This window comes from Streptosporangium vulgare (assembly GCF_042428775.1).
GTDB classification, from domain to species: domain Bacteria; phylum Actinomycetota; class Actinomycetes; order Streptosporangiales; family Streptosporangiaceae; genus Streptosporangium; species Streptosporangium vulgare.
In genome coordinates this window covers 33,989-57,425 of record NZ_JBHMBS010000020.1, presented here as the reverse complement: position 1 = coordinate 57,425, position 23,437 = coordinate 33,989, and the positions used below count along the sequence as shown (strand labels likewise).

At 72.4% G+C, this 23,437-nt stretch carries 18 protein-coding genes; 10 read left to right on the top strand and 8 right to left on the bottom strand.

Features of this window, described 5'->3' with window-relative positions:
* Positions 1-71 precede the first annotated feature (71 nt).
* From ACFFRH_RS31740 to ACFFRH_RS31730, 3 genes are all read right to left on the bottom strand, one after another.
* A complete protein-coding gene (locus tag ACFFRH_RS31740; protein WP_344748015.1) occupies positions 72-2,570 on the bottom strand; it encodes a polynucleotide kinase-phosphatase in 2,499 nt (832 codons plus the stop codon).
* Entirely contained in the window at positions 2,563-4,527 is a 1,965-nt protein-coding gene (locus ACFFRH_RS31735; RefSeq protein WP_386161177.1) for a 3' terminal RNA ribose 2'-O-methyltransferase Hen1, read from the bottom strand. Before ACFFRH_RS31735 ends, ACFFRH_RS31740 begins: the two co-directional genes overlap by 8 nt.
* Positions 4,528-4,977: 450 nt before the next feature.
* Positions 4,978-5,901, bottom strand: a complete 924-nt coding sequence (locus ACFFRH_RS31730) for an LLM class F420-dependent oxidoreductase (RefSeq protein ID WP_386161176.1) — start codon at positions 5,899-5,901, stop codon at positions 4,978-4,980.
* Between the two features lie 148 nt (positions 5,902-6,049).
* Here ACFFRH_RS31730 and ACFFRH_RS31725 point away from each other — a divergent pair, with 148 nt between their 5' ends.
* The 4 genes from ACFFRH_RS31725 to ACFFRH_RS31710 all read left to right on the top strand — a co-directional run bounded on the left by ACFFRH_RS31725 (position 6,050) and on the right by ACFFRH_RS31710 (position 10,868).
* Complete coding sequence (locus ACFFRH_RS31725; protein WP_386161175.1) at positions 6,050-7,114, top strand: glycoside hydrolase family 18 protein; 1,065 nt, start codon at positions 6,050-6,052, stop codon at positions 7,112-7,114.
* A 193-nt stretch (positions 7,115-7,307) separates the two neighbouring features.
* The gene (locus tag ACFFRH_RS31720) at positions 7,308-8,093 is read left to right on the top strand and encodes a Clp protease N-terminal domain-containing protein (RefSeq protein WP_386161174.1); all 786 of its coding nucleotides are present in this window, start codon (positions 7,308-7,310) and stop codon (positions 8,091-8,093) included.
* 8 nt (positions 8,094-8,101) lie between these two features.
* Positions 8,102-8,386: a hypothetical protein gene (locus ACFFRH_RS31715; RefSeq protein ID WP_386161173.1), complete on the top strand. Its 285-nt coding sequence runs from the start codon at positions 8,102-8,104 to the stop codon at positions 8,384-8,386.
* Positions 8,387-8,480: 94 nt separating this feature from the next.
* Complete coding sequence (locus tag ACFFRH_RS31710; protein ID WP_386161172.1) at positions 8,481-10,868, top strand: sensor histidine kinase; 2,388 nt, start codon at positions 8,481-8,483, stop codon at positions 10,866-10,868.
* A 193-nt stretch (positions 10,869-11,061) separates the two neighbouring features.
* Here the strand turns inward: ACFFRH_RS31710 and pdxR are convergent, their stop codons facing one another.
* Positions 11,062-12,567: a MocR-like pyridoxine biosynthesis transcription factor PdxR gene (gene pdxR, locus ACFFRH_RS31705; protein WP_386161171.1), complete on the bottom strand. Its 1,506-nt coding sequence runs from the start codon at positions 12,565-12,567 to the stop codon at positions 11,062-11,064.
* A 409-nt stretch (positions 12,568-12,976) separates the two neighbouring features.
* Here pdxR and ACFFRH_RS31700 point away from each other — a divergent pair, with 409 nt between their 5' ends.
* Entirely contained in the window at positions 12,977-14,212 is a 1,236-nt protein-coding gene (locus ACFFRH_RS31700; RefSeq protein WP_386161170.1) for an MFS transporter, read from the top strand.
* A 64-nt stretch (positions 14,213-14,276) separates the two neighbouring features.
* Here ACFFRH_RS31700 and ACFFRH_RS31695 read toward each other — a convergent pair whose 3' ends face one another.
* Positions 14,277-14,516 carry a hypothetical protein gene (locus ACFFRH_RS31695; protein ID WP_344744608.1) on the bottom strand — a complete coding sequence of 80 codons (240 nt, stop codon included), beginning with the start codon at positions 14,514-14,516 and terminating at the stop codon, positions 14,277-14,279.
* 158 nt (positions 14,517-14,674) lie between these two features.
* On the opposite strand from ACFFRH_RS31695, the gene ACFFRH_RS31690 reads away from it, so the two are divergent.
* The 3 genes from ACFFRH_RS31690 (at position 14,675) to ACFFRH_RS31680 (ending at position 17,386) form a co-directional block, all read left to right on the top strand.
* On the top strand, positions 14,675-16,063 hold the full coding sequence (locus ACFFRH_RS31690; protein ID WP_386161169.1) for a sensor histidine kinase: 1,389 nt from the start codon (positions 14,675-14,677) through the stop codon (positions 16,061-16,063).
* A 1-nt stretch (position 16,064) separates the two neighbouring features.
* Entirely contained in the window at positions 16,065-16,727 is a 663-nt protein-coding gene (locus ACFFRH_RS31685; RefSeq protein ID WP_344744605.1) for a response regulator transcription factor, read from the top strand.
* 422 nt (positions 16,728-17,149) lie between these two features.
* Entirely contained in the window at positions 17,150-17,386 is a 237-nt protein-coding gene (locus ACFFRH_RS31680) for a DNA-directed RNA polymerase subunit alpha C-terminal domain-containing protein (RefSeq protein WP_344744604.1), read from the top strand.
* 166 nt (positions 17,387-17,552) lie between these two features.
* Here the strand turns inward: ACFFRH_RS31680 and ACFFRH_RS31675 are convergent, their stop codons facing one another.
* From ACFFRH_RS31675 to ACFFRH_RS31665, 3 genes are all read right to left on the bottom strand, one after another.
* Positions 17,553-17,885, bottom strand: a complete 333-nt coding sequence (locus ACFFRH_RS31675) for a hypothetical protein (RefSeq protein WP_344744603.1) — start codon at positions 17,883-17,885, stop codon at positions 17,553-17,555.
* A gap of 553 nt (positions 17,886-18,438) precedes the next feature.
* Positions 18,439-19,686: a class I SAM-dependent RNA methyltransferase gene (locus ACFFRH_RS31670; RefSeq protein WP_386161168.1), complete on the bottom strand. Its 1,248-nt coding sequence runs from the start codon at positions 19,684-19,686 to the stop codon at positions 18,439-18,441.
* 68 nt (positions 19,687-19,754) lie between these two features.
* Positions 19,755-21,797 carry an APC family permease gene (locus ACFFRH_RS31665; protein ID WP_386161167.1) on the bottom strand — a complete coding sequence of 681 codons (2,043 nt, stop codon included), beginning with the start codon at positions 21,795-21,797 and terminating at the stop codon, positions 19,755-19,757.
* 116 nt (positions 21,798-21,913) lie between these two features.
* Between ACFFRH_RS31665 and ACFFRH_RS31660 the strand changes: the two genes are divergently transcribed.
* Complete coding sequence (locus tag ACFFRH_RS31660; protein ID WP_344744601.1) at positions 21,914-22,579, top strand: potassium channel family protein; 666 nt, start codon at positions 21,914-21,916, stop codon at positions 22,577-22,579.
* Complete coding sequence (locus ACFFRH_RS31655; protein ID WP_344744600.1) at positions 22,579-23,250, top strand: potassium channel family protein; 672 nt, start codon at positions 22,579-22,581, stop codon at positions 23,248-23,250. Before ACFFRH_RS31660 ends, ACFFRH_RS31655 begins: the two co-directional genes overlap by 1 nt.
* The last annotated feature ends 187 nt before the right edge of the window (positions 23,251-23,437 follow it).

The following is a 23,437-nucleotide window of genomic DNA, read 5'->3' as shown; positions in this document are numbered from 1 at the left end:
CTGTTTCCGTCGGGGCTGTTTCCATCGGCGACCTGCCCGTGAGAGGCACGGCCGGAGACCAGGGGCGGGAACTACAACCGGGGATCGACCGGCTCGGACTCCAGCGCCAGGACGGCGAAGACCGCCTCGTGCACCCTCCACAGCGGTGCCCCCTCGGCCAGCCGGGAGAGCGCCTCAAGACCCAGCGCGTGCTCGCGCAGGGCGAGCGAGCGCTTGCGGCCCAGGAACCGGCGGCGCAGCACGTCCAGGCTCTCGGTGTAGTCGGGGCCGTAGATGATCCGCAGGTACTCCCGCCCGCGTACCTTGACCCCGGGCTGCACCCGGCTCCGCCCGTCCGGCGGGTCCAGCGGCTTGACGACCATGCCCTCACCGCCCTCCGCGGTCAGCGCCGACCACCAGGCCGTGGCCGCCTCCGTCGACTCCGGTGAGGCCGGATCGGCGAACACGTGCCGGGTGGGCGCGATCAGCGGGTCGTCGAGCCGGGACAGCAGGTCCAGGTGCCAGGAGTGCGGCTCCTGGACCGCCGTCGCCCGGCCCTCGCAGGCGAGGATCTGGAACGGTGCCACGCGAAGGCCGTCAAGTCCGGATACAGGCCAGCAGTAACGTGCATATGCCTCCCTGAACCGGGCAGCGTTGGTGGAGCGGCGTCGGGTGCGGTCCAACAGATCGCCCACATCCAAACCGCGCCCGGCCGCCGCTTCCAGCACGGTGACCGCCTCGGGCAGCACCGTGCGCGCCGCGGCGCCCACCGACGCGTACTGGCCCCGGATCAGTCCCTCGGCCTTGGCCGACCAGGGCAGCAGCTCGCAGTCGAGGACGATCCAGTCCGACCCCAGCTCCTCCATCAGCGGCGCGCACACCCGCCTGAGCCTGTCGACCAGCTCGGTGGTGTCGGCGAAGAACGGCCTTCCGGTGCGGGTGTAGACCGCCCCGGCGCTGCCGTCGGTGATCCCGAACCGCGCCGCCGCCACCTCCGGGCCGGCGGCCAGCACGGCCACCGCCCGCGAGCCCATGTGCTTCTCCTCGCACACCACCCGGGTCACCCCGGCCGCCGCGAACTCGGCGAACGCCTCGGCCGGGTGCTCCAGGTAGCCGTCGAGAGGGGAGGTCTCCGGCGGGGCCATCGTCGGCGGGAGGTAGACCAGCCAGCGCGGGTCGACCGCGAACCGGCTCATGATCTCCAGGGCCGCGGCCGAGTTCTCCTCGCGGATCTTGATGTGGCCGCCGCCGTGGCGCACCTCGATGTGGCGGGTACCCCGCACGTCGTCGACGGAGAGCAGGCCGGGGTCGCGGTGACCGGGGGCGGTCAGCGGCCTGACCGACTCGTACCAGACGCGCTCGGCGGGCACCGAGACGATCTCCCGCTCCGGGTAGCGCAGCGCGGTGAGCCGCCCGCCGAAGACCACCCCGGTGTCCAGGCAGATCGTGTTGTTGATCCACTCGGTCTCGGGGACCGGGGTGTGGCCGTAGACGACCATGGCCCGGCCCCGGTACTCGTGCGCCCAGGGGTAGCGCACCGGCAGGCCGTACTCGTCGGTCTCGCCGGTGGTGTCGCCGTACAGCGCGAAGGAGCGGACCCTGCCGGAGGCGCGGCCGTGGTAGTCCTCCTTGAGCCCGGCGTGGGCGACGACGAGCCTGCCCCCGTCGAGCTGGTAGTGGCTGATCAGCCCGTCCATGAAGGCCAGCGACTCGCGCCTGAACTCCTCCGGCTCGGCGGCCAGCTGGTCCAGGGACTCCTGGAGGCCGTGGGCCACCCTGACCTTGCGGCCGTTGAGCGCGCGGGCCAGCTTCTGCTCGTGGTTGCCCGACACGCACAACGCGGTCCCGGCCGCGACCATGCCCATGACCAGCCGGAGCACGCCCGGCGAGTCGGGCCCCCGGTCCACCAGGTCGCCGACGAACACCGCCGTCCTGCCCTCGGGGTGGACCGCCCCCGCGCCACCGGGATCGACCTCCCAGCCGAGGTCGCGCAGCAGCGTCTCCAGCTCGGCGCGGCAGCCGTGCACGTCGCCCACGATGTCGAACGGGCCGGTCAGCTCGCGCCTGTCGGTCCACGCCTTCTCGGTGACGACCGTGGCGGCCTCGATCTCCTCGGCCCCGCGCAGCACGTGGACCCGGCGGAAGCCGTCGCGGGAGATCCGGCCCATGGAACGGCGCAGCTCCTTGCGCTGCCTGATGACCACGCGCGCCCCGAAGTCCCGGTCGGGCCTGGACTCGTTGCGCGCGACCGCCAGCTCCTCCGGGACGTCCAGGACGATCGCGTCGACCAGCACGTCGTGCGACTTCGCGAGCGCGATCAGCTGCTTGCGCGCCTCCCACTGCACGTTCGTGGCGTCCACGACCGTGAGCAGCCCGCGCCGCAGGCGGGTGCCGACGATGTAGTGGAGCACGTCGAAGGCGTCGGGGGTGGCGGCCTGGTCGTTCTCGTCGTCGGCGACCAGACCCCGGCAGAAGTCGGAGGAGATCACCTGGGTCGGCGCGAAGTGCCTGGCGGCGAAGGTCGACTTGCCGCTGCCGGACACTCCGACGAGCACGACCAGCGACATCTCCGGTACGGCGATCTCAGTCATCTCCACCTCCCGCGTTTCCCGCGTTCCCTACGTTTCCCGCGCCTTCCGCGCCTCCCGCGCCCGCGGGCACTTCCGTACTTCCGGGACCGTCTTCGGTGCTCCCGGGACCGTCCTCCGTGCTTCCGGGATCGCCTGGCGCGGCCGGGAGGTCTTGCGCGCCCGGAAGGTCCTGCGTGCTCGCGAGGTCTTCGGCGACCGGGAGGTCTCTCGCGTCCGCGAGGCCGAACAGGGCCATCTGGGTGGGCGCGCCGACCTCGGGGTCGTCGTCGCCGACCGGCAGGAACTCGACGCGGTAGCCGTACTCGCCGCACACCTTCGCCGCCCACGCGCGGAACTCGGCGCGGGTCCACTCGAAGCGGTGGTCGGGGTGACGCATACCGCTCAGGAACTCGTAGCGGACGTTGTGCTCGGCGTTGGGGGTCGTGACGATCACGTGTCCCGGCCGGGCGGTCCCGAAGACCACCCGCTCCAGCGCGTCCAGGCGCGGCGGGTCGACGTGCTCGACGACCTCCATCAGCACCGCGGCGTCGTACCCCGCGAACCTGACGTCGGTGTAGGTCAGCGCGCCCTGGAACAGCTCCAGCCGCTCCCGCCTGCGCTCCGGCATCCGGTCGAGCTTCAGGCGCCTGGCCGCGAGCGCGAGCGCCTGGGAGGACACGTCCACCCCCGCCACCCTGCTGAAGCGCGGCCGTTCGAGCAGCGCTCCGACCAGACGGCCGGAACCGCACCCGAGGTCGATGACGGTGCTCACCCCGAGCCTCTCCAGCGTGGCGAGCACGGCCTCCAGGCGAAGGGTGTTCAGCGGCCGCCTGGCGGCACCCGCCGCCCCGGCCCGCGCCTCCCCCTCGGGAGGAACCGCACCGGCCGGGAGGACCTCGTCCGGCGCGCCGGTCCCGTCGGCCTCGCCCGGCGGAGCGAGGGCGGCGGGCGCTCCCGGGGAGGGACCGGTTCCCGGCACGGCGGAGCGTCCCGCCGCGAGACTCTCCGCGACGGGCCCCTCCGTGACAGCACTCCGCCCGGCGGAACCCTCCGCGACAGGGCCTCCCTCGGCGGAAGCCCCTGCACTCCCCGCACTCCCCGCACTTCCCGCACTTCCCGCGACGGGGCTCGGTCCGGTCGGATCCTCCCCAGCGGTTGGGTCCTCCCCGGTGGAGCCGTCCCCGGCGGGATCGGCCGAGAGGTCCTCCTCGACGGGGGGTTCGAGGTCCTCCTCCACGTCGTCGCCGATCTCGGCGAGGCGGGCGAAGGCGGTACGGGTGAGGGCCCAGCGACGACCGAGGTAGCGGCGGGTGATCAGCCCCCGGTCGGGGTGGGCGGCCAGCCACGACTCGCCCGCCCTGATCAGCTTGTCCACCTCGTCGGGGGCCACCCAGTAGTGCTTGGCGTCGTCGAGCACCGGAAGCAGCACGTAGAGCTGGTTGAGCGCGTCGGCCAGGCGGACCTCCCCGCGCAGCACCAGCCGCACGTAACGGGAGTCTCCCCACTCGGGGAACTCCTCGTCCAGCGGCAGGGCGGTCGCCTCGACCCGCCAGCCCAGCGGTTCGAACAGCCGGTGCGCGAGCTCGGGACCGCCCTTGCACGGCAGCACGGGCAGGGTGATCTCCAGCGGCATCGGCCCCGCGGCCAGCTCGGGACGGCTGTCACAGCGCCCGGTGCGCGCCGTGCGGAACACGTCGGCCAGTGCCACGGCCAGCAGCGACGACGCGGCGTAGGGCCGGTCGTTGACGTACTGGCCCAGCGTGTAGTCGGGTGTGGACCGGTCGCGTGAACGCACCAGGCGGACCGGGTCGACGTCGAGCATCAGCGCGGCCGTGCAGCGCTCCTCACTCGCCTCGGGGTAGAGGACACGTGCCACGCCGTACGACTGCCCGAACTCCTGGACCCGGTCGGGATGCTTGTGCAGCAGGAATCCGAGGTCCGTGGCGGGGCGTACGGTGGTGGAGATCGTCAGCAACACCCGGTTCAGTGTGCCGCACCCATGCCGGGACGGCCATCGGTTAACGCCCCGTACCCCCATGACACGGCCATCGACCGACGGTTCCGGATCCACCTGACATGGCTCCCGTTGGACGACATGCCCCGATCCGCGGGCGCCCGCGTCAGGACCGCGAGCCGCCCGCCCGGGCGGCTCGCGGCCAAGGAGCCGAGGACCCGGGGACCCGAGGACCCGAGGAGCCTCAGACCGAAAAGCCGCGGAGCCAGGGGCTGGAAGCCGGGTGCCTGGAGGCCGAGCCGCCGAAAGCGAGAACCGGGGGCGAGCCGATCCGTGACCGGCTCGCCCGTGAACGGCGCGCGCCCGCCCGAACCGGTTCACCGGCTCGGGCGGCGACATGGTCACACGACCACGCGACCACGCGGCGACGGGAAGGCCCGCCCGCCCGTGCGCGGTGACGCGCGGGCCCGCGACCTACACGTGGGACAGGATCTCGTCCGAGATGAGTTCCAGGTGCTCGAGGTCGTCCAGGTCCAGCACCTGCAGGTAGACCCGCTCGACGCCCAGCTCGGCGAACCGGCCGATCTTCTCGGCCACCTCGGCGGGGGTACCGGCCAGGCCCGTCGCACGCAGCGCGGCGAGGTCCTGCCCGGTCGCCTCGGCCCGCCGCGCGATCTCCGCGTCGTCGGAACCGACGCAGACGGTCTGCGCGACGGAGAAAACGACCTGCTCCCTGCCCTCCGCCTCGCACGCCTTCCTGACCCGGTCGAAGGCCTCCGAGGTGTCCTGCAGGGTACGGAACGGCACGTTGTACTCGTCGGCGAACCGGGCGACCAGGCGCGGGGTGCGTGTGGCGCCGGTGCCGCCGATGATGATCGGCGGCTTCGGGCTCTGCACGGGCTTCGGCAGCGCGGGCGATTCGGCCAGCCGGTAGTGGGCCCCTTCGAACGAGAACGTCTCACCCTTGGGCGTGGTCCAGAGCCCGACCAGTATCTCCAGCTGCTCCTCGAACCGGCCGAACCGCTCACCGATCGGCGGGAACGGGATGCCGTACGCGGTGTGCTCGGCGTCGTACCAGCCGGTGCCCAGACCCAGTTCCACCCGGCCGCCGCTCATCTGGTCGACCTGGGCCACGCTGATCGCCAGCGGGCCCGGCAGCCGGAAGGTGACCGGCGTGACCATGGTGCCGAGACGGATCGTGGAGGTGTCCCTGGCCAGGCCCGCCAGGGTCGTCCAGGCGTCGGTGGAGCCGGGGCCCGGGTCGCCGGTTCCGAGCCGCATGTAGTGGTCGGAACGGAAGAAGGCGTCGAACCCCAGCCGCTCCGCGGCCAGCGCGACCGTCAGCAACTCGTCGTATGTGGCACCCTGCTGCGGTTCAGTGAAGATCCTCAACTTCATGAGAACCATTATCCGGGCACTCCGGACGGCATCCGCAGAAAGCCCGCGCCGTGGCGGGAACGCTTGCTAACGTTCTGGCCTCTGACGCAACGGGTAGCGGATCGACCACTCAAAGCGATCACCCTTTGGTCATCGAGGAGGGGATCACATGCCTGTGGTGACCGATCGCCCCGACACCCGCCGGGTCCGGGAGCCCGGCACGCCGCCCCGGCCTCTCGTGGTGCTCGCCTCGATCGTGCTCGCCGCGGGCACCGGGGCCGCGATCTGGCTGCTGCCCTCCAGGGCGCAGGGCGAGTGGGCCGCCCTCGGCGAACGGGCCGGGTCCGGGGCGACGCCCTCGGAAACGCCCTCGGTGCCGGCGGCCGAGCCCTCGCCCCCACCGGCCGTCGTCCGCCCCTCGGGTTTCGTGGCGTTCGTGGACGCGGTCCGCGAGCCGCGCTTCAACCTTTCCAGGGAGGCGAGGAGGAGCCACGTGCGCTGGTTCACGCTGGGCCACCTCACCGCCGGGCAGAAGGGCTGCGTCCCCAAGTGGGGCGGGCTCCAGGAGCAGGGGGGCAACCCGGTCGCCAACCGGCTCGCCCCCCTGCGCGCCGCGGGCGGGGACGCGGGCCTCGCCTTCGGCGGACCGGCGGGGCGCGAGCTCGCCGCGGTCTGCCCCGACCTCGCCAGGCTCACCGCCGCCTACCGCCGGGCGATCGGCGCCTTCACCGCCACGTACATCGACTTCGAGGTCCACGACCCGGCGGGCGGCGCCACCGTGCTGCGGCGGGCCAGGGCGATCGCGGCCCTGCAGCGCGAGGCCGCCGACGAGGGCCGTTCCCTCACGGTGAGCTTCACCCTCCCGGTCACCGGGGCCGGCCTGTCCCGCGCCGACCAGGAGATGCTCCGGGCCACCCGGGCGGCGGGCGCCGAGATCGCCGCCGTCAACCTCCTGGCGCCCGTCGACACCGCCTTGGGCACCGGGAGCCGCCTGCGCCCGATCGCCTCGGCCGTCCGCGCCGCGCACCCGCAGATAGCCCGTTCCCTGGGCGAGAGCGCCGCCTGGCACCGGATCGCCCTCACGCCCGTGCTGGCCGGACCCGGCGACCTCACGCGGCTGGAGGCCCGCAGGCTCGTCGCCTTCACCAGCCGCAACCACCTGGCGTGGCTCTCCACCAGAGGGGCGCCCCTCTCTCCCGGCATCACCCGGTTCCTCACCGGCGCGACGCGCTAGGCAGTCCTCGGCACGCCCGGGAAAGCGGACCGAGGAAGCGGAGTCGGGAAGCGGTCCCGGGAAAGCGGCGCAGGGAAGGCGCAGGAAAGCGGCCCGGGAAATCCGGACGCGCGCCGGACAGGCACTGGACAAGCGCCTCCCTTGGGGTTATGAATGGGTTATAACCCTCTTGTAACCCCACAGGGGAGACTCAATGCCGAAGATCAACGTTTATCTGCCCGACGAGCTGGCCGAGGCGGTGAAGAAGGCGGGCGTGCCGGTCTCCGCCGTGTGCCAGCGAGCCCTGGAACAGGCCGTCCGGCGGGTGACCGCCATCCGCGAGACGGCGCTCGGGACTTCCGACCTCGACGACCTGACCACGCGCCTCACCCACTTCACCCCTCGGGCCCGGGAGGTGATCAAGCTGTCGGTGGAACAGGCGCGCGCCCTGGGGGCGGCCGAGGTCGGCACCGAGCACCTGCTGGGTGGCATGCTCAGCGAGGGAGGCAACCTAGCGCTCCAGGTTCTCGGCGCCCTGGAGATCGACCCCGAGGAGGTGCGGCGGCGCCTGGACCGGCTCAGCCTCGACGCCCCGGCCTCGACCGGCACCGACGAGGCGGAGCTCGCCTTCGGGGCGCCCGCGGCGACGGTCCTGGAGATGACCGTCACCGAGGCCACCTCGCTCGGCCACAACTACGTCGGCTGCGAGCACCTGCTCCTCGGGCTGGTCGCCGAACCGGACGGCGCGGCCGGGCGCATCCTGCGGGAGCTGGGCGCCGAGCACCGGCTGACCCGCCACGCGGTCTCGGCCGCGCTCGCCGGATACGTCCATCTGCGCGCGCAGACCCGGGCCGCCGCCCCGCCCCCGGCCTCAGCCCCGGCGGCCCTGCCCGCCGACGCGGCGAGCGCCCTGTCGGCGGCCGTACGCGAGGAACTGCGCCCCGTCCTGCTCAGGCTCGAACGGCTGGAGGAGCGCCTCGGCACGGTGGACGAGGCGTAGTCGTGGGCGTGACCACACGCCTGGCCACCCACCTGACCGCCCGTCTTGCCGCCCGTCTGGCCGTGCACCCGGCCGCGCGGCTGGTCGCGGGCGTGTTCGTGCGGCTGGTCACCGGGATCGCCGTCGGCGTGCTCGTGGGGATGGGCTCGGGAGTGCTCGCCGGGGTGCTGGCGGGCATGGGCGCGGGTATGAGCGTGCACGCCCTCACCAGGCGCCTCCTGTCCGAGGCGGGCACGAGCCCGGACCGTGAGCCGGGGATCGCCGCCCGGCGCGTGGCGCCCCCGGTCCGGTAGCCGGGAGGCCGGGGAAAACCAGTAGGACACCGCCGGGGCACCGGTTAGCATTGCGCTCCGACGCGGTCCTCCACTCTTCCCCGGGGAGCATGTTGTGGCAGGACGCCTCGCCCCCTTAACGACGCGGGAAGGCGACTCCGGGAGCCGGGCGGCCGGGCTCGCCCCCAGGCTGGCGCTCCTCGTCGTCACGGTGGTGTTCGCCGGCTTCGTCGTGAACGCCTTCCAGTACGTGCTGGCCACGCGCGCGACACTCGGCCACGTCGCACCGGCCGTGTTCTGCCTGGTCGTGATGATGGTCCTGCAGCTGGGCCTGTTCAGCAATCCGCGTGCGGACGTACGCGGCCGGTGGGGTCACGTGGCGTTGCTCGCGCAGGCCGCCGTGGCGCTGGTGCCCCTCGCGTTCTACGGCCGGGGCTGGACCGGCATGCAGGGCTTCCTCGCCGGTGACGCGCTGCTCGTCCTGCGCCCACTCGCGGGCTGGACGGTGTTCGGCGTGATCGCGCTGGTCACCGGGCTCGTCCAGTACGAGATCAGTGGCGTGCCGCCGGAGGCCGTCTACATCACGAACCTGACCGTGGTGATCGGTCTCGTCGTCTACGGCCTGTCCCGGCTGCGGTCGCTGGTGCGGGAGCTGGACGACGCCCGCTCCGAGCTCGCGGACCTCGCCGTGGCCCGCGAACGCCTGCGCTTCGCCCGCGACCTGCACGACCTGCTCGGCTTCTCGCTGTCCGCCATCACGCTGAAGGCCGACCTGGCCCGGCGCCTGCTCCCCCGCGATCCCTCGCGGGCCCGCCGGGAGCTGGCCGAGATCCTCGGCGTCTCCCGTCAGGCACTGTCCGACGTCCGTGCCGTGGCCTCCTCCTACCGCGACCTGTCACTCGACGACGAGATGGCCTCGGCCCGCTCCGTCCTCGCCGCGGCCGAGGTCGTCGTCACCGTGAAGTACGAACGGGGCGACCTGCCGCCGCGGATCCGCACCGTGCTCGCCACCGTGCTGCGTGAGGGCGTCACCAACCTGCTGCGGCACAGCGAGGCCGGAAACTGCGGCGTCACCGTCGCCCGCGACGAGCACGCCGTGTCGATCGAGATCGTCAACGACGGCGTCCGTGACATCGGCGATTCCGGCGACCACGGTGACGGCATCGGCAATCTCAGGTCCCGTGTCGAGGCGCTGGGCGGCACCCTGACCGCGGCCGCGGGCCCGGAGGAGACCTATCGCCTGCACGCCGTCATCCCGTTGCGCGACGGGGGCGACGGGGGCGACGTCCACGCCACCGGCTCGCGGCGCGAGCGGCGCGGGCGAAGCGGGCAGAGCAGGAGGAGTGGGAGGAGCGGGCGCCCCGAGCACGGTCCCGCCATGGCGCCTCGGCTGGGCCTGGCCGTCGCCACCGCGGTGTTCACCGGCTACGCGGTCAACGCCACGGTCTTCGTCGCGGCCGCGCGGATGAGCCTCGGCGGCACGTTCGTCGCCGAGTCCTGCGTGCTCGTCTCCCTGGGCCTGGTGCTCGGCTTCTTCAGCCGCCCGGCCTCCCGCGTACGGTCACCGCTGGGCTACGCGCTGCTGACCGTGCAGGCCGTGGTCACCTACCTGCCCATCGCGTTGTTCGAGAACCCCTACCTCGGCCTGCCCGGCCTGCTGGCGGGCAGCCTGCTGCTCACCCTGCCCACCCGGTTCGGCCTGCCCCTCTTCCTCGCCGTCATGGTGAGCATGGGCGGCGCCCACTTCCTGCTGGGCGGCGACTCGATCAGCGTCACCTACGGCTTCCTGGTGACCGTCAACCACGGCCTGGTGGTCTTCGCCCTGTCCCGCCTCCGCTCGATGGTGCGGGACCTGCACGACGCCCGCTCCGAGCTGGCCGACCTCGCCGTCACCCGCGAACGCCTGCGCTTCGCCCGCGACCTGCACGACCTGCTCGGCTTCTCGCTGTCGGCCGTCACCCTGAAGTCGGAGCTGACCCACCGGCTGGTGACCCGCGATCCCTCGCGGGCCCGGCGGGAACTGACCGAGATCCTCGGCGTCTCCCGTCAGGCACTGTCCGACGTCCGTGCCGTGGCCTCCTCCTACCGCGAGCGGTCGCTCGACGACGAGATCGCGTCCGCGCGGGGCCTGCTCACCTCGATGGACATCGAGGTGACCCTGCGGCTGGAGCCCTGCGCGCTGACGCCGGACGTGCGGACCACGCTCGCCACGGTGCTGCGCGAAGGGGTGGCCAACCTGTTGCGGCACAGCGGGGCACAGAACTGCGAGGTCACGCTGACCTGCCGGGACGACCGGCTGACGCTGCGGATCGTGAACGACGGGGTCGTGCCCGCCGACGGCGCGGCCGGTGACCGGCCGGTGGCCTCGGTGGGCGGGAGCGGCGGGTCGGGGATCCGCGACCTGACCGTCCGCGTGTCCGAGCTGGGAGGAACGTTACGGGCCGGGACGACGGCGGACGACACGTACAGGCTGCAGGCGGAGATCCCGCTGACGCGCGCCTGATCTCCCTCACCGACGAAGCCGACGAGGCTGACGAGGCTGACGAGGCTGACGAGGCTGACGAGGCTGACAAGATAAAAAGCCGACGAAGGCGGTCGTTGTCCTGCGGGGCCGGCACGAGGCCATGCCGAGAGCTCCTGGCAGAAACCCGGGCGGGGAGGCCCGTCCCCACGTCGGCGCCGTGGAACGCCGGGCGCTAAGCGGGATGCGGTCCATCCTGTCGGACGTGCCAAGGACTCTCGCCGGCGCGCGAGCTCCGGGCATGGGATTTCCCCGCCTCGCGGAAGTTCTCCGCGAGACGCCTCAGGCCAGGTTCGATCCTCTCCAGGGGGATCGAACCGTAACCGAGCACCAGGCCCGCCCGCGCGGGAGCCTCGCCGTAGTAGGCGGCGAGGTCCTGAAGCTCGATGCCCGCCTCCCGCGCGTACGCCGTCACGCGGGCCGTGTCGACCCCGGCGTCCGGCGTCAGGTAGGCGCAGAGGTGCAGGCCGGCGGCGGAGGGAACCGGCTCCAGCCAGGCACGGAAGTCACGCCGGAGGATGGTGAGGATCCGCTCGTGGCGGGCGGCGTACTCGCGCGTCGCCTTGCGGACATGCCGCCCGAGGAGGCCGTCGTCGATGAAACCGGCCAGCGCCGCCTGGGTGGGAAGCTCGCCGCTCCAGTCGGTGAGCCGCTTGGCGGCGCGAAGGGCGGGCTGGAGCGAGGCCGGGGCGATCAGGAAGCCCAGTCGCAGCATCGGCAGCATCGTCTTGGAGAAGGAGCCGACGTAGATGACGTGACCGCTGCGGTCGAGGCTCTGGAGCGGTTCGAGCGGGCGGTCCTCGAAGCGGAACTCGCTGTCGTAGTCGTCCTCGATCACCACGGCGCCGCGCCGCCCGGCCCATTCGAGCAGCGCGGTGCGGCGGCCGAGCGACATCGGCGTACCCAGCGGGAACTGGTGTGACGGCGTGACGTAGACGAGGCGGGCGGAGTCGGGGAGGGCGGCCACGTCCAGGCCCTCGCCGTCGACGGGGACGCCGACGACCCGCGCGCCCAGGGACTGGAACAGCAGCCTCGCCCGAGGGTAGCCCGGCTCCTCGACGGCCACCCGGGAGCCCGGCTCGATCATGACGCGGCCGATCAGGTCGAGCGCCTGCTGTGCTCCCTGCGTGACGAGCACGTCATCGGCGCTCGCCCGCACCGAGCGGGAGACACCGACGTGGCGGGCGATGGCCGCCCGCAGGCCCGCGTGCCCCGAGGGGACGCCGTAGCCTGCGGAGCGCACCAGCGCCGGGCGCAGCTCGCGGGCGACGAGCCTGCGCCACGTCTCGAGCGGGAACAGCTCCGCGTCGGGGAGCCCCACCCTGAAGTCGTAGACCGGCTCCCCCTCCGATTCGTCCGGCGAGACGGCCGGGGAGCGCCAGAGGCGGCGGGGACGCACGCCGCCGCCCGCGGGCGCGTTCCTGGCACGGGTGCGGGTGAGAGGCTCGGCGCACACGAAGGTGCCCGCCCCGACCCGGCCGACGAGGACACCCTCGGCGGTGAGCCGCTCGTAGGCGACGGCCACGGTGTTGCGTGACACGTCGAGCCGCCGCGCCAGCTCGCGGGTGGGGGCGAGGCGCTCCCCCGGGCGCAGGCGGCCGTCGAGGACGGCGTCCAGGAGCTGCCGGTAGATACGGGCGGACAGGTCACCACGACCGGTGAGGCTCACGTGGAAGTCCATCGCGCCTCCTCGCATTGGCCCAGTGGATTCTCGTCATATTGGATCTTACATGGGACCAATGGCCTCTCTAGAGTTGCCCTTCGTGCGGCTCGCGGCGAGCCCTTCCCGGCCGGGACGCCACCCGGTCGCGTCGCGAGTGCCCGACCGGAGACGGACCGGCCCCGGGTACGGCCGCAACTCGGCCCGAACCGGCCCGAACCGGTCCGATGCCGTGGGTGCCGTGCCGCGCGGTGCCATGCCGTACGGCACCAAAACCGTGCCGAAACGACACCGGACCGGCCCCCGGACCGACGCCGGAGCCATTCCGGACCGACGCCGAAGCCGTGCCGGACCGGCACCGGGAGGCCGCCGGAGCGGTGCCGAGGTGGCGCCGGGCCGGTGCCGACCGAACCGCCGACGAAGGAGCACAATGTTCAGCCGGATCATGCCCTCGTCCGGGCCGCCCCGGGTCCTCGCCCTCGCGCAACTGGCCAACTCCATCGGGGACGGCGCGTACTACGTGTGCTCGGCGCTCTACTTCACCCGGATCGTGGGGCTCTCGCCGACCCAGGTCGGCTTCGCGCTGACGCTCGGCTGGGCCGTCGGCTTCGTGGCGGGCGTCCCGCTCGGCCACCTCGCCGACCGCCGGGGGCCTCGCGGCACGGCGGCCCTGCTCGCCGTCGCCACCGCCACCGCGGTCGGCTCGTTCCTGTTCGTCCGCTCCTTCCCCGTGTTCGTGGTGGTCGCCTGCCTGTACGCGACCTCGCAGTGCGGTCTCGCCGCGGCCAGGCAGGCGCTGCTCGCCGGCCTGGTGGACAGGGCGCGGCGGACCCGGATCCGGGCCTACCTGCAGGCGACGGTCAACGCCGGGCTGGCGGTCGGCGCCGCGCTCGGCGGGGCGGCGCTGCACCTCGACACGCGGGCGGCCTATCTGACGGTCCTCGCGATGGACGCGCTGAGCTTCCTGCTCTCCGCGCTGATCCTGCTCCGCCTTCCGCCGGTGCCGCCCACCGCGGCCGCGCCGGCGGGCGAACCGGCGCTGGCGGTGCTCAGGGACAGGCCGTACGCGCTGGTCTCCCTGCTCAACATGGTCGCGCTGCTGAACATGCCGCTGCTCAGCCTGGTCATCCCGCTGTGGATCGTCCAGCGGACCGAGGCCCCGAGCTGGACGGTCTCCGCCCTGCTGGTCCTCAACACCCTGGGCGTCACGCTGTTCCAGGTGCGGGTGGCCCGGCGGGTCACGGACCTGCGCAGCGCCGCCAGGTCCGTACGGCGGGCGGGGGCGGTGCTGCTCGCCGCGTGCGCGGTCTTCGCCCTGTCGTCGGCCTGGTCCTCGGCGTGGGCCGCCGCGCTCGTCCTGCTTGTCGCGGCCTGCCTGCAGGTGTTCGGCGAGATGGCGCACGCCTCCGGCTCCTGGGAGATCGGGTTCGGTCTCGCCCCGGCCGGCAGGCAGGGGCAGTACCAGGGCTTCTTCGGATCCGGTGCGGCGGTCGCCAGGATGCTCGGCCCGTTGCTGCTCACGACGCTGATCCTCACCTGGGGGACCCCGGGCTGGCTGGTGCTCGGCGGACTGTTCCTGCTGTCCGGCCTCGCCACCGGACCGGCCGTGCGCTGGGCCCTGCGAACCCGGAGGGCGGAGCCGGCCGCCGAGGAGGTGCCCGGATAGCGAGCGACGAGGCCGGGTGACCCGCCACGCCATCGCGCGGGCCGGCTCGTGGACGTGCGGCGGGTCATCCTCGGCCCCGGCGGGTGACCGCGTCACCGGCCGCGCCCACCGCGAGACCGAGGACGACCATGATGACGTAGCTGTAGATCTCGTAGCCGCCGGGGACGAGGAAGCGGACGAAGCCCATGAAGTGGATCCAGCCGAACCACTCGTGCAGGAGGCCGCTCGCGCCGCCGACGACGAGGACGAAACAGACAAGGCTGGCCAGGGCGGCCAGAGGGGACTTCGGGGTGCCGGAGGTCATGACCCGAAGGTAGGCGCGCGGTACCGGGCACCGGATCGGGCTCAAGAAGGTCAGGCGGTGACCAAGGTCGGTCTCCGGCGGGCCGGGGGTCGTACTTAAGTATCCGGCCGCGGCCTGGAGGCCCGGTCCCCGGTGGGGGCCGCGTAGATTCCCGAAGTATGCGCCGCGTCCACCGCACCCGCCGCGACTGGGTCGCCGACCTGGCACTGTTCCTCTTCGCCGCCTGCTTCGCCGCGGTCAGCTCGCAGTCCGTACCGATCCCCGAGGACCTCGATCCCCTGTGGCGGGACGTCGACCAGGTGGTCGGCGGGCTGGGGTGCGCGGCGGTGCTCCTGCGGCGGCGCCGGCCGGTGTCGCTCGCGGTGGCGCTGCTGCTGGCGGGCACCCAGGCGCACTACCTGACCGGCCCGGCGATGGTGGCGGTCTTCACGGTGGCCGCGACCCGGCCGTGGCGGGTCACGGCGTGGGTGGCCGCGCTGGCCTTCGCACCGCTGCCCGTCTTCCTTTGGCAGATGGCGGAACTTCCCGAGGAGCGGGCGGGCTCGGCGCTGACGTACTTCGCGCTGATCGCCGGGGCCATCGGCTGGGGACTGTTCCGGCGCTCCCGGCGGCAGCTCATCGCCTCGCTGCGCGAGCGCGCCGAACTCGCCGAGGCGGACGCGGAGTTGCGGGCCGAGTGGGTCCGCCGGGAGACGCGGGAGGAGATCGCCCGCGAGATGCACGACGTGCTCGGTCATCGGCTGTCGCTGCTGAGCGTCCACGCGGGAGCGCTGGAGTTCAACCCGGGCGCGCCCAGGGAGGAGGTGGCGCGGGCCGCCGGGGTGATCCGGGAGAGCGCCCACCTGGCCCTGCGCGACCTGCGCGAGGTGATCGGGGTGCTGCGGGCCGGGCCGGAGGAGGGTGAGCGTCCGCAGCCGGAACTGGCGGACCTGGCCAGGCTGGTGGCGGAGGCTCGGGCGACTGGCGGCCGGATCGAGCTGACCGGGCCACCGCGGGGACCGGCGCCACCGCCCCTGGTGGGGCGCACGGCGTACCGGATCGTCCAGGAGGCGCTGACCAACGCGCGCAAGCACGCGCCCGGCGCGGCGGTCGCGGTGGAGGTGACCGGGAGCCCGGCGGGTGGGCTCGCGGTGGAGGTCCGCAACGCGCCACCGCCCAGATCCGCCCCGGCCTCCGGCGCCGACGAAAGCGAAAGCGAAAGCGCCGGCACGTACGGGAGCGAAAGCGGCGGTACGAAGGGGAGCGAAAGCGTCAGGACGAGCGGGGGCGAAAGCGTCGGCGCGGACGGCGGCGAAAACGTCCGGGCGGACCGGGACGAAGGCATCAGGGCGGGCAGGGGCGAAGGCCGCGGGCAGGGGCTGGCCGGGCTGGCCGAACGGGCCCGCCTGGCGGGGGGCGAGCTGACGTCCGGCCCCGCCGACGGTGGTTTCCTGGTCCACGCCTGGCTACCCTGGCCCGCGACGGACATCGCGTCCGTCGCGGAGCGTAGGTCCGGTGGCGCGGAATCCGTCGCGAGCCGGAGGTCCGGCGACGCGGGAGGGGGATGAGGTGATCCGCGTCCTGCTGGTCGACGACGACGCGATCGTGCGGGCCGGGCTGCGCCTGATGCTGGGCGGCGCCCCGGACATCGAGATCGTCGCGGAGGCCGCCGACGGGGCCGAGGTCCCCGCTCTGGTCACCGCGTACGGGCCCGACCTGGTGTTGATGGACATCCGGATGCCGGGCGTCGACGGGCTGGCCGCCACCGAGAGGCTCCGGGCCCTTCCCGGCGCCCCGGAGGTGCTGGTCCTGACCACCTTCCACACCGACGCGCACGTGCTGCGGGCGTTGCGCGCCGGCGCGGCCGGGTTCCTCCTCAAGGACACCCCGCCACAGGACATCGTCACGGCCGTACGGACGGTGGCCGCCGGAGATCCGGCGCTCTCCCCCGCCGTCACCCGCCGCCTCATCGAACAGGTGACGGACGGCTCCGAACAGGGCGACCGGGCAGCCGCCGCACGGGCCCGGCTGGCGCTGCTGGCCGAGCGGGAGCGGGAGGTGGCCCTCGCGGTCGGGCGCGGCCGCTCCAACGCGGAGATCGCGCGGGAGCTGCATCTGGCGCTGCCGACGGTGAAGACGCACGTGTCACGGATCCTGACCCGGTTGGATCTCAACAACCGGGTCCAGATCGCCCTGCTGGTCCACGACGCGAACACGCCGGGAAACCGGTGAGACCACCGGAGGAGACCGGCTCGGTCGCTCGTGCTCGTATGCCGGCGTGACTGCCGCTCCGCGACGCAACGGAGCGCTGACGGTCTCGGTGACCACCAGGCTCGACGAAGCTTCTTTCCTGCTCGTTCTTTCTTTCCCGAATGGCTCGAAAAAGCGGGTGCAGGAGCATCACAGCGATGGCGCAGTTCCCCGAAGCGTATTGCTCGGCAGAAGGGGCGTGAACGGAGACGTTCCGAGAAACTGGGGTGATCATACGAGGGGCCGGTCGGGAGGACGGCGACGCCCCGTCCTCCCGGAGGAGTGCGAGGCGTACAGGCCGGTGCGGGGCCCTGCACGCCTGGAGAGCGGAGACCTCCCGGCGCGGAAGCCACGTCGCCGGCCGGGAGAAGTGCCCGGAGTAACTACGAGCGCAAGGAGGAAGCATGGTGTCACCAGCGGACGACTCGTTCCTGGACGGAGATCTGGCGTCGCCCATCGAGGAACTCGGCCTCACGGTGCGTGCGTACGCCTGCATCAAGCGTGCGGGCATCGACACTTACGGCGAACTGGTCGCTCACAGCGAGCAGGACCTGCTGGCGATCGAGCGCAACAGCCCGATGTACGTCGAGGAGGTCAAGCAGAGGCTCGCCGCCATCGGCCTGTCCCTCGCGTGCGAGTGAGGTCTTCACAGAACCTCGGTGGGACGCGAAACAGCCCCCGCCTCCACTGCGGAAGGCGGGGCGTCGTCGTGTCTTTTCTCCTGGCAGGGCGGCGGAGCGTCCCCCGGACGCGGCCTTGGGCGTCCAGGGGACGGCGGTCACCCTGCCCGTCGCGAACGGGCCGACATCACCAGTTGCAGTAGCCGTCAGCCACATGCGCCACGTACTGGCTGTCGGCGGTCACCCAGCCGGCGGCCGCGTAGGGGTAGACGATTTGCGCGCTGTACCGGCCGTTGGATACGCCGAAGCTCTTGAACACGTAGCCGTTGTACAGGGTGTACGGGGGGCTGGTCGCGGTCCCGGTGGAGGAGGCGAACCACCGCACGTCCTGTGCGGTGACGACCCGGCAGTTCCAGTTGGCGGCACTGGCCGGCGGGACGGCGGCTAACAGCCCTCCCACCAGTGTTGTTCCCAGCAGTACGAGTCCGGCCTTCCGGCCGATGGGCATGGACGTCCTCATGACGAATCCTCTCTTCCCGCGTCGATTCCTGATCCTCACCGTCGCCGGCCGGGCACCGGCCCCGCGCGGGCGGCCTAGAAGGCTTGCCCAGTGGAGACCGGACGTCACGGATGTGTCCAGATATGGACACTCATTCACCGCGTATAACGCTTTTTTATGTCTTGACCTGTGGCTTCTTGTCCTGCCCGCGTGTCAAAGCGGGTCGGACCTGGGCGTATCGAGATCGAGCGGATCCGGTTGAACGGGCGGCCCGCTCATCTGTACGGCCGAGGCCGTCGTGGGCTTGACGCGCACCCGTATGACGACTACCACCAGTGCCGCAACGGCAGCTCTCAAGAGGCCGATCCGCTCGCCGGTAGCCGCCGTTCAGGCGCGCGGCACGTTCGTGTCACCACGCGGCAGGTGGCCCGCCGGACAGCACTCGGTATGACCACGCCCCGCGACCGGATCGGCCGCGGGGCATTTCCATGATCGTGCGCACTCGTGCGCAGTCCACGGGGGGAAGCCCGAGGCTCGACGAAACAGCACCTGTCGCATTTTCCCAGGTAGAAGCCTAGATCGTCTCGCTGACCAGGTGCGCCACGCACTCCACGTGGTGGGTCATCGGAAAAGCGTCGAAAGCTCGCAGATCGGCGAGGCGGTAGCCCCGCTCGGCGAACCAGGCCAGGTCGCGGGCGAGGGTGGCCGGGTCGCAGGAGACGTACACGATCCGGGTCGCCTGGAGGGTGGTCAGGCTGTCGACGACGTCGCGGCCCAGGCCCGCCCTGGGCGGGTCGACGACGACCAGGTCCGCGCGCTCGATGCCGAAGCGGTCGAGGGCGTTCTCCACCCGCCCCCTGGCGAAGCGGGCCTGGGGCAGGTCGCGGAGGTTGCGCTCGGCGTCGCGGACCGCCACGGACTCGGACTCGACGCCGAACACGGCCCCCTCGGGACCGACCGCCTCGGCCAGCCCCGCGGCGAACAGCCCGACGCCGCAGTAGAGGTCGAGGGCCCACTCGCCAGGCCGCGGGGCGGCGAACTCCATGACGGCGTCGAGCAGGGTGGCGGCGGCACCGGGGTGCACCTGCCAGAAGCCGCTGCCGGTGACCTGGAAGTCGCGGCCCGCGACCCGTTCGACGAGATGGTTGCGGCCGTGGACGACGCGGCTGCGGCCCTTGCCCTCGTCGACGAAGACGGCCACGCTCGTGTCGAGGTCGGGCACGGCCACCGTGCGCCGGGGCCTGGGCGCGACCACGACCGCCTGGTCGCCGGTGCTGGAGGCGATGACCTCGACCGAGGAGGCGTTGCGCCAGTTCATGACCTCGGCGCCGACGTTCTCCACCTCGGGGTGGGCGATCAGGCAGGCGTCCACCGGCTCGATGTCGTGGGAGCGGTGGCGGCGCAGGCCCAGGCCGCCCTCGCGGTCGACGGCGAACTGGACGCGGGTGCGCCAGCCGAGCCCGTCGGGGGCTCCGGGGACCTCCTCCACGGTGCCCTTCCAGTCGATCGAGGCCAGCCGCTTGAGCTGCTCGGCCACCACGTCGGCCTTCAGGCGGCGCTGGGCGTCGAGGGAGGCGTGCTGCCAGTCGCAGCCGCCGCAGCGGCCGGGACCCGCGAACGGGCACGGCGGGGTCACCCGGTCGGCGGAGGGTTCCAGGATCTCGACCGCGTCGGCCCGCAGGAACCGGGTGGTCTCCTCGGTGATCTCGGCGACGACGCGCTCGCCGGGCAGCGCGTGCCGTACGAAGACGACCCGGCCGTCGTGGCGGGCGACGCACCAGCCACCGTGCGCAACCGGTCCTACCGTCAGTTCGATGGCCATGGTCGTTGCCCCCAAGGGAAAATCCGTCGTCGGTCGAGCCTCCTCGCGTCAGGAGCGCATACGAAAGGTTATGCCTTGACGTCCTCGTCCCGTGCCGCCTCCGGGCGCGGACGGCGTACGGCGCCGGGCGCGAAGGGCTCGGGGCGGCCCTTGAGCCGGTCGGAGGAGTGCAGCTGCCAGGGCACGCTGATGACCATCACGCCGGGCTGGAACAGCAGGCGGCCCTTCAGCCGCAGCGCGCTCTGGTTGTGCAGGAGGTGCTCCCACCAGTGGCCGACGACGTACTCGGGGATGTAGACGCTCACCACGTCGCGGGGCGAGCGGCGGCGCAGCGACTTGACGTACTCCAGGATCGGCCGGGTGATCTCGCGGTAGGGCGAGTCGAGCATCTTCAGCGGCACCGGGATGCCGCGCCGTTCCCACTCCTCCTGCAGCGCCCTGGCCTCGGGGCCCTCCACCCCCACGGTGATCGCCTCCAGCTTGGAGGGGCGGGTGGCGCGGGCGTAGGCGAGGGCGCGCAGGGTCGGCTTATGGATCTTGGAGACCAGGACGATGGCGTGGTTGCGCGCGGGCAGCATCGACTCGTCCACCTGGGAGTCCTCGGCGACGGCGAGCTCGGCGGCCACGTTCTCGTAGTGGCGGTGGATGCCCTTCATCATCACGAACAGCACCGGCATGGCCACACAGACGATCCACGCCCCATGGGTGAACTTGGTGAGCAGCACCACCACCAGCACCACGCCGGTCATGACGCCGCCGAAGAAGTTGATGGTCCGCGAGCGGTGCATCTGGTGCCGGACCTTCAGGTCGCCCTCGGTCCTCAGGTGCCGGGTCCAGTGCCTGACCATGCCGATCTGGCTCAGCGTGAACGACACGAAGACGCCCACGATGTAGAGGTTGAGCAGGCGGCTGACGTCGGCGTCGAAGCCCCACAGCAGCAGGCAGGCCCCGGCGGCGAGGATCACGATGCCGTTGGAGAAGGCGAGCCGGTCTCCCCGGGTGTGCAGCTGGCGGGGCAGGTAGCGGTCCTGGGCCAGGATCGAGCCGAGCACCGGGAAGCCGTTGAAGGCGGTGTTGGCGGCCAGGAACAGGATCAGCGCGGTGACGGCGGCGATGACGAAGAACGGGAGCGAGCCGTTGCCGAAGACCGCGTCGGCCACCTGGGCGATGATCGGCTGCTGGTAGTAGCCGGGCCCGGCGGGCCTGCCGTCGATGAGGACGTCGCGGTAGGCGACGGCGGGGTCGGCGACCTTGACGCCCGAGGCCAGCCCCAGGGTGATGATGCCGACGAACATGGTCACCGAGACCAGGCCCATCATCAGCAGGGTGTTCGCGGCGTTCTTGCTCTTGGGCTTGCGGAAGGCGGGCACGCCGTTGCTGATCGCCTCGACACCGGTGAGGGCCGCGCAGCCGGAGGAGAACGCGCGCAGGATCAGGAAGGCCGCCGCGAAGGAGGTCAGGTTGGACTGCTCGGCGACGATCTCGTACCCCGAGGTGGGCGCGTGCAGCTCGTCGCCGAGGACGAGCACCCGGAAACCGCCCCACGCGACCAGGCCGAGGACGGCGAACATGAAGGCGTAGGTGGGGATCGCGAAGGCCGCGCCCGACTCCCGGATCCCGCGCAGGTTGACGATCGTCAGCAGCACGACGATGACGATCGCGACCAGCGGCTTGTGCTGGGCGACGTACGGGATGGTGGCGCCCACGTAGTCGACGCCGTTGGCGACCGAGACCGCGACGGTCAGCACGTAGTCGACCATCAGGGCGCTGGCGACGGTCAGACCCGCGTTCGGGCCGAGGTTGACGGTGGCGACCTCGTAGTCGCCGCCCCCGCTGGGGTAGGCGTGCACGTTCTGCCGGTACGACGCCACGACGGTGAGCATCACCACGACGACGGCGACGGCGACCCAGGGGCTGAAGTGGTAGAAGGAGACCCCCGCGAGGGAGAGGATGACGAGGATCTCCTGCGGGGCGTAGGCCACGGACGAGAGGGCGTCACTCGCGAAGACGGGCAGCGCGATGCGCTTGGGGAGCAGCTGCTCGTGCAGCTGCGTGCTGCGCAGCGCCCGCCCGATGAAAAGGCGTTTGACAAGGTCCGTCACCTTCGACACGTCAGCAGATGCTAGCCGTTATTACTCGGCCCCACTCACGCGGCACTCCCGGGGCGGTCCATACTGGCTGAATACATCGGGATCAAGATCCGCCTCACAGCGACCGGCGGGGGAGCATGCATATCGTGATCATGGGGTGTGGCCGGGTCGGTTCGACCCTGGCGCACATCCTTGAGGACAGCGGCCACTCGGTCGCGATCATCGACCGTGACCCGCAGGCGTTCCGCCGCCTGCGGGCGGGGTTCCGGGGTCGCAGGGTGACCGGGATCGGCTTCGACCGGGACGTCCTGGAAGAGGCGGGCATCGAGGCCGCGGGCGCCTACGTGGCGGTGAGCAGCGGCGACAACTCGAACATCATCTCCGCGAGGGTCGCCCGCGAGACGTTCGGCGTGGACAACGTCGTGGCGAGGATCTACGACTCCCGGCGCGCCGAGGTCTACCAGCGGCTGGGCATTCCCACCGTGGCCACGGTCCGCTGGACCGCCGACCAGATCCTGCGCCGTGTCCTGCCCGAGGGCGCCGAGCCGCTCTGGCGCGACCCCAGCGGGCGCGTGGTGCTGGCGGAGGTGGCCTACCACCCCGGCTGGATCGGCACCCCGACGAGGGATCTGGAGGCGGCGGCGGGCACCCGCCTGGCGTTCATCAACCGGATCGGCGACACCCTGCTGCCCAAGAACGACTCGGTGGTGCAGGAGGGCGACGTGCTGCACGTCATGGCGGTCGAGGCCGACATGGACCGCATCAACAAGGTGCTGTCCGGGGCACCGGAGGGGGAGCACTGATGCGCGTCACCATCGCCGGTGCGGGAGCGGTCGGCCGGTCGATCGCCGCCGAACTCCTGGAGAACGGCCACGAGGTCCTGCTCGTCGACATCGACCCCAAGGCCATCAAGATCGATACCGTGCCGCGGGCGGAGTGGCTGCTCGCCGACGCCTGCGAGATCTCCTCGCTGGACGAGGCGGGCCTGGCCGAGTGCCACGTGGTCGTCGCCGCCAGCGGCGACGACAAGGTGAACCTCGTGGTCTCGCTGCTCGCCAAGACGGAGTACGGCGTGCCGCGCGTGGTCGCCAGGATCAACCACCCCAAGAACGAGTGGCTGTTCAACGAGTCGTGGGGCGTCGACGTGGCCGTCTCGACCCCGCGCCTGCTGAGCGCGCTCGTCGAGGAGGCGGTCAGCGTCGGCGACCTGGTGCGGCTGATGACCTTCCGCCAGGGCCAGGCCAACCTGGTCGAGCTCACCCTGCCCGAGGACGCCCCGGTCGTCGGCCAGCGCGCCGGCTCGGTGCCGTGGCCCAACGACACCGCCCTGGTGGCGATCCTGCGCGAGGGCCGGGTTCTGGTGCCCACCGCCGACGACCCGCTGGAGGCCGGTGACGAGCTGATGTTCGTGGCCAGCCAGGAGGTCGAGGAGGAGCTGGCCGAGCTGCTGTCCCCGCACCGCACGCCCCACTGAGCCGGGATCCTCCGCCCCGCCCTCCTCCCCCATGCCTCCCCTGCTGACTCCGGGAGGAGGGGTGGGGGGCCGCACCGGCGGTGAACGCGGAGGGCGGCGGTCCCGAGGCCGGCCCCGTGACCGGGATCGAGCCCGGGACCAAGGCCGGCTCCGGGGCCGGGAGCGAGACCAAGGCCGCAGCCCCAGG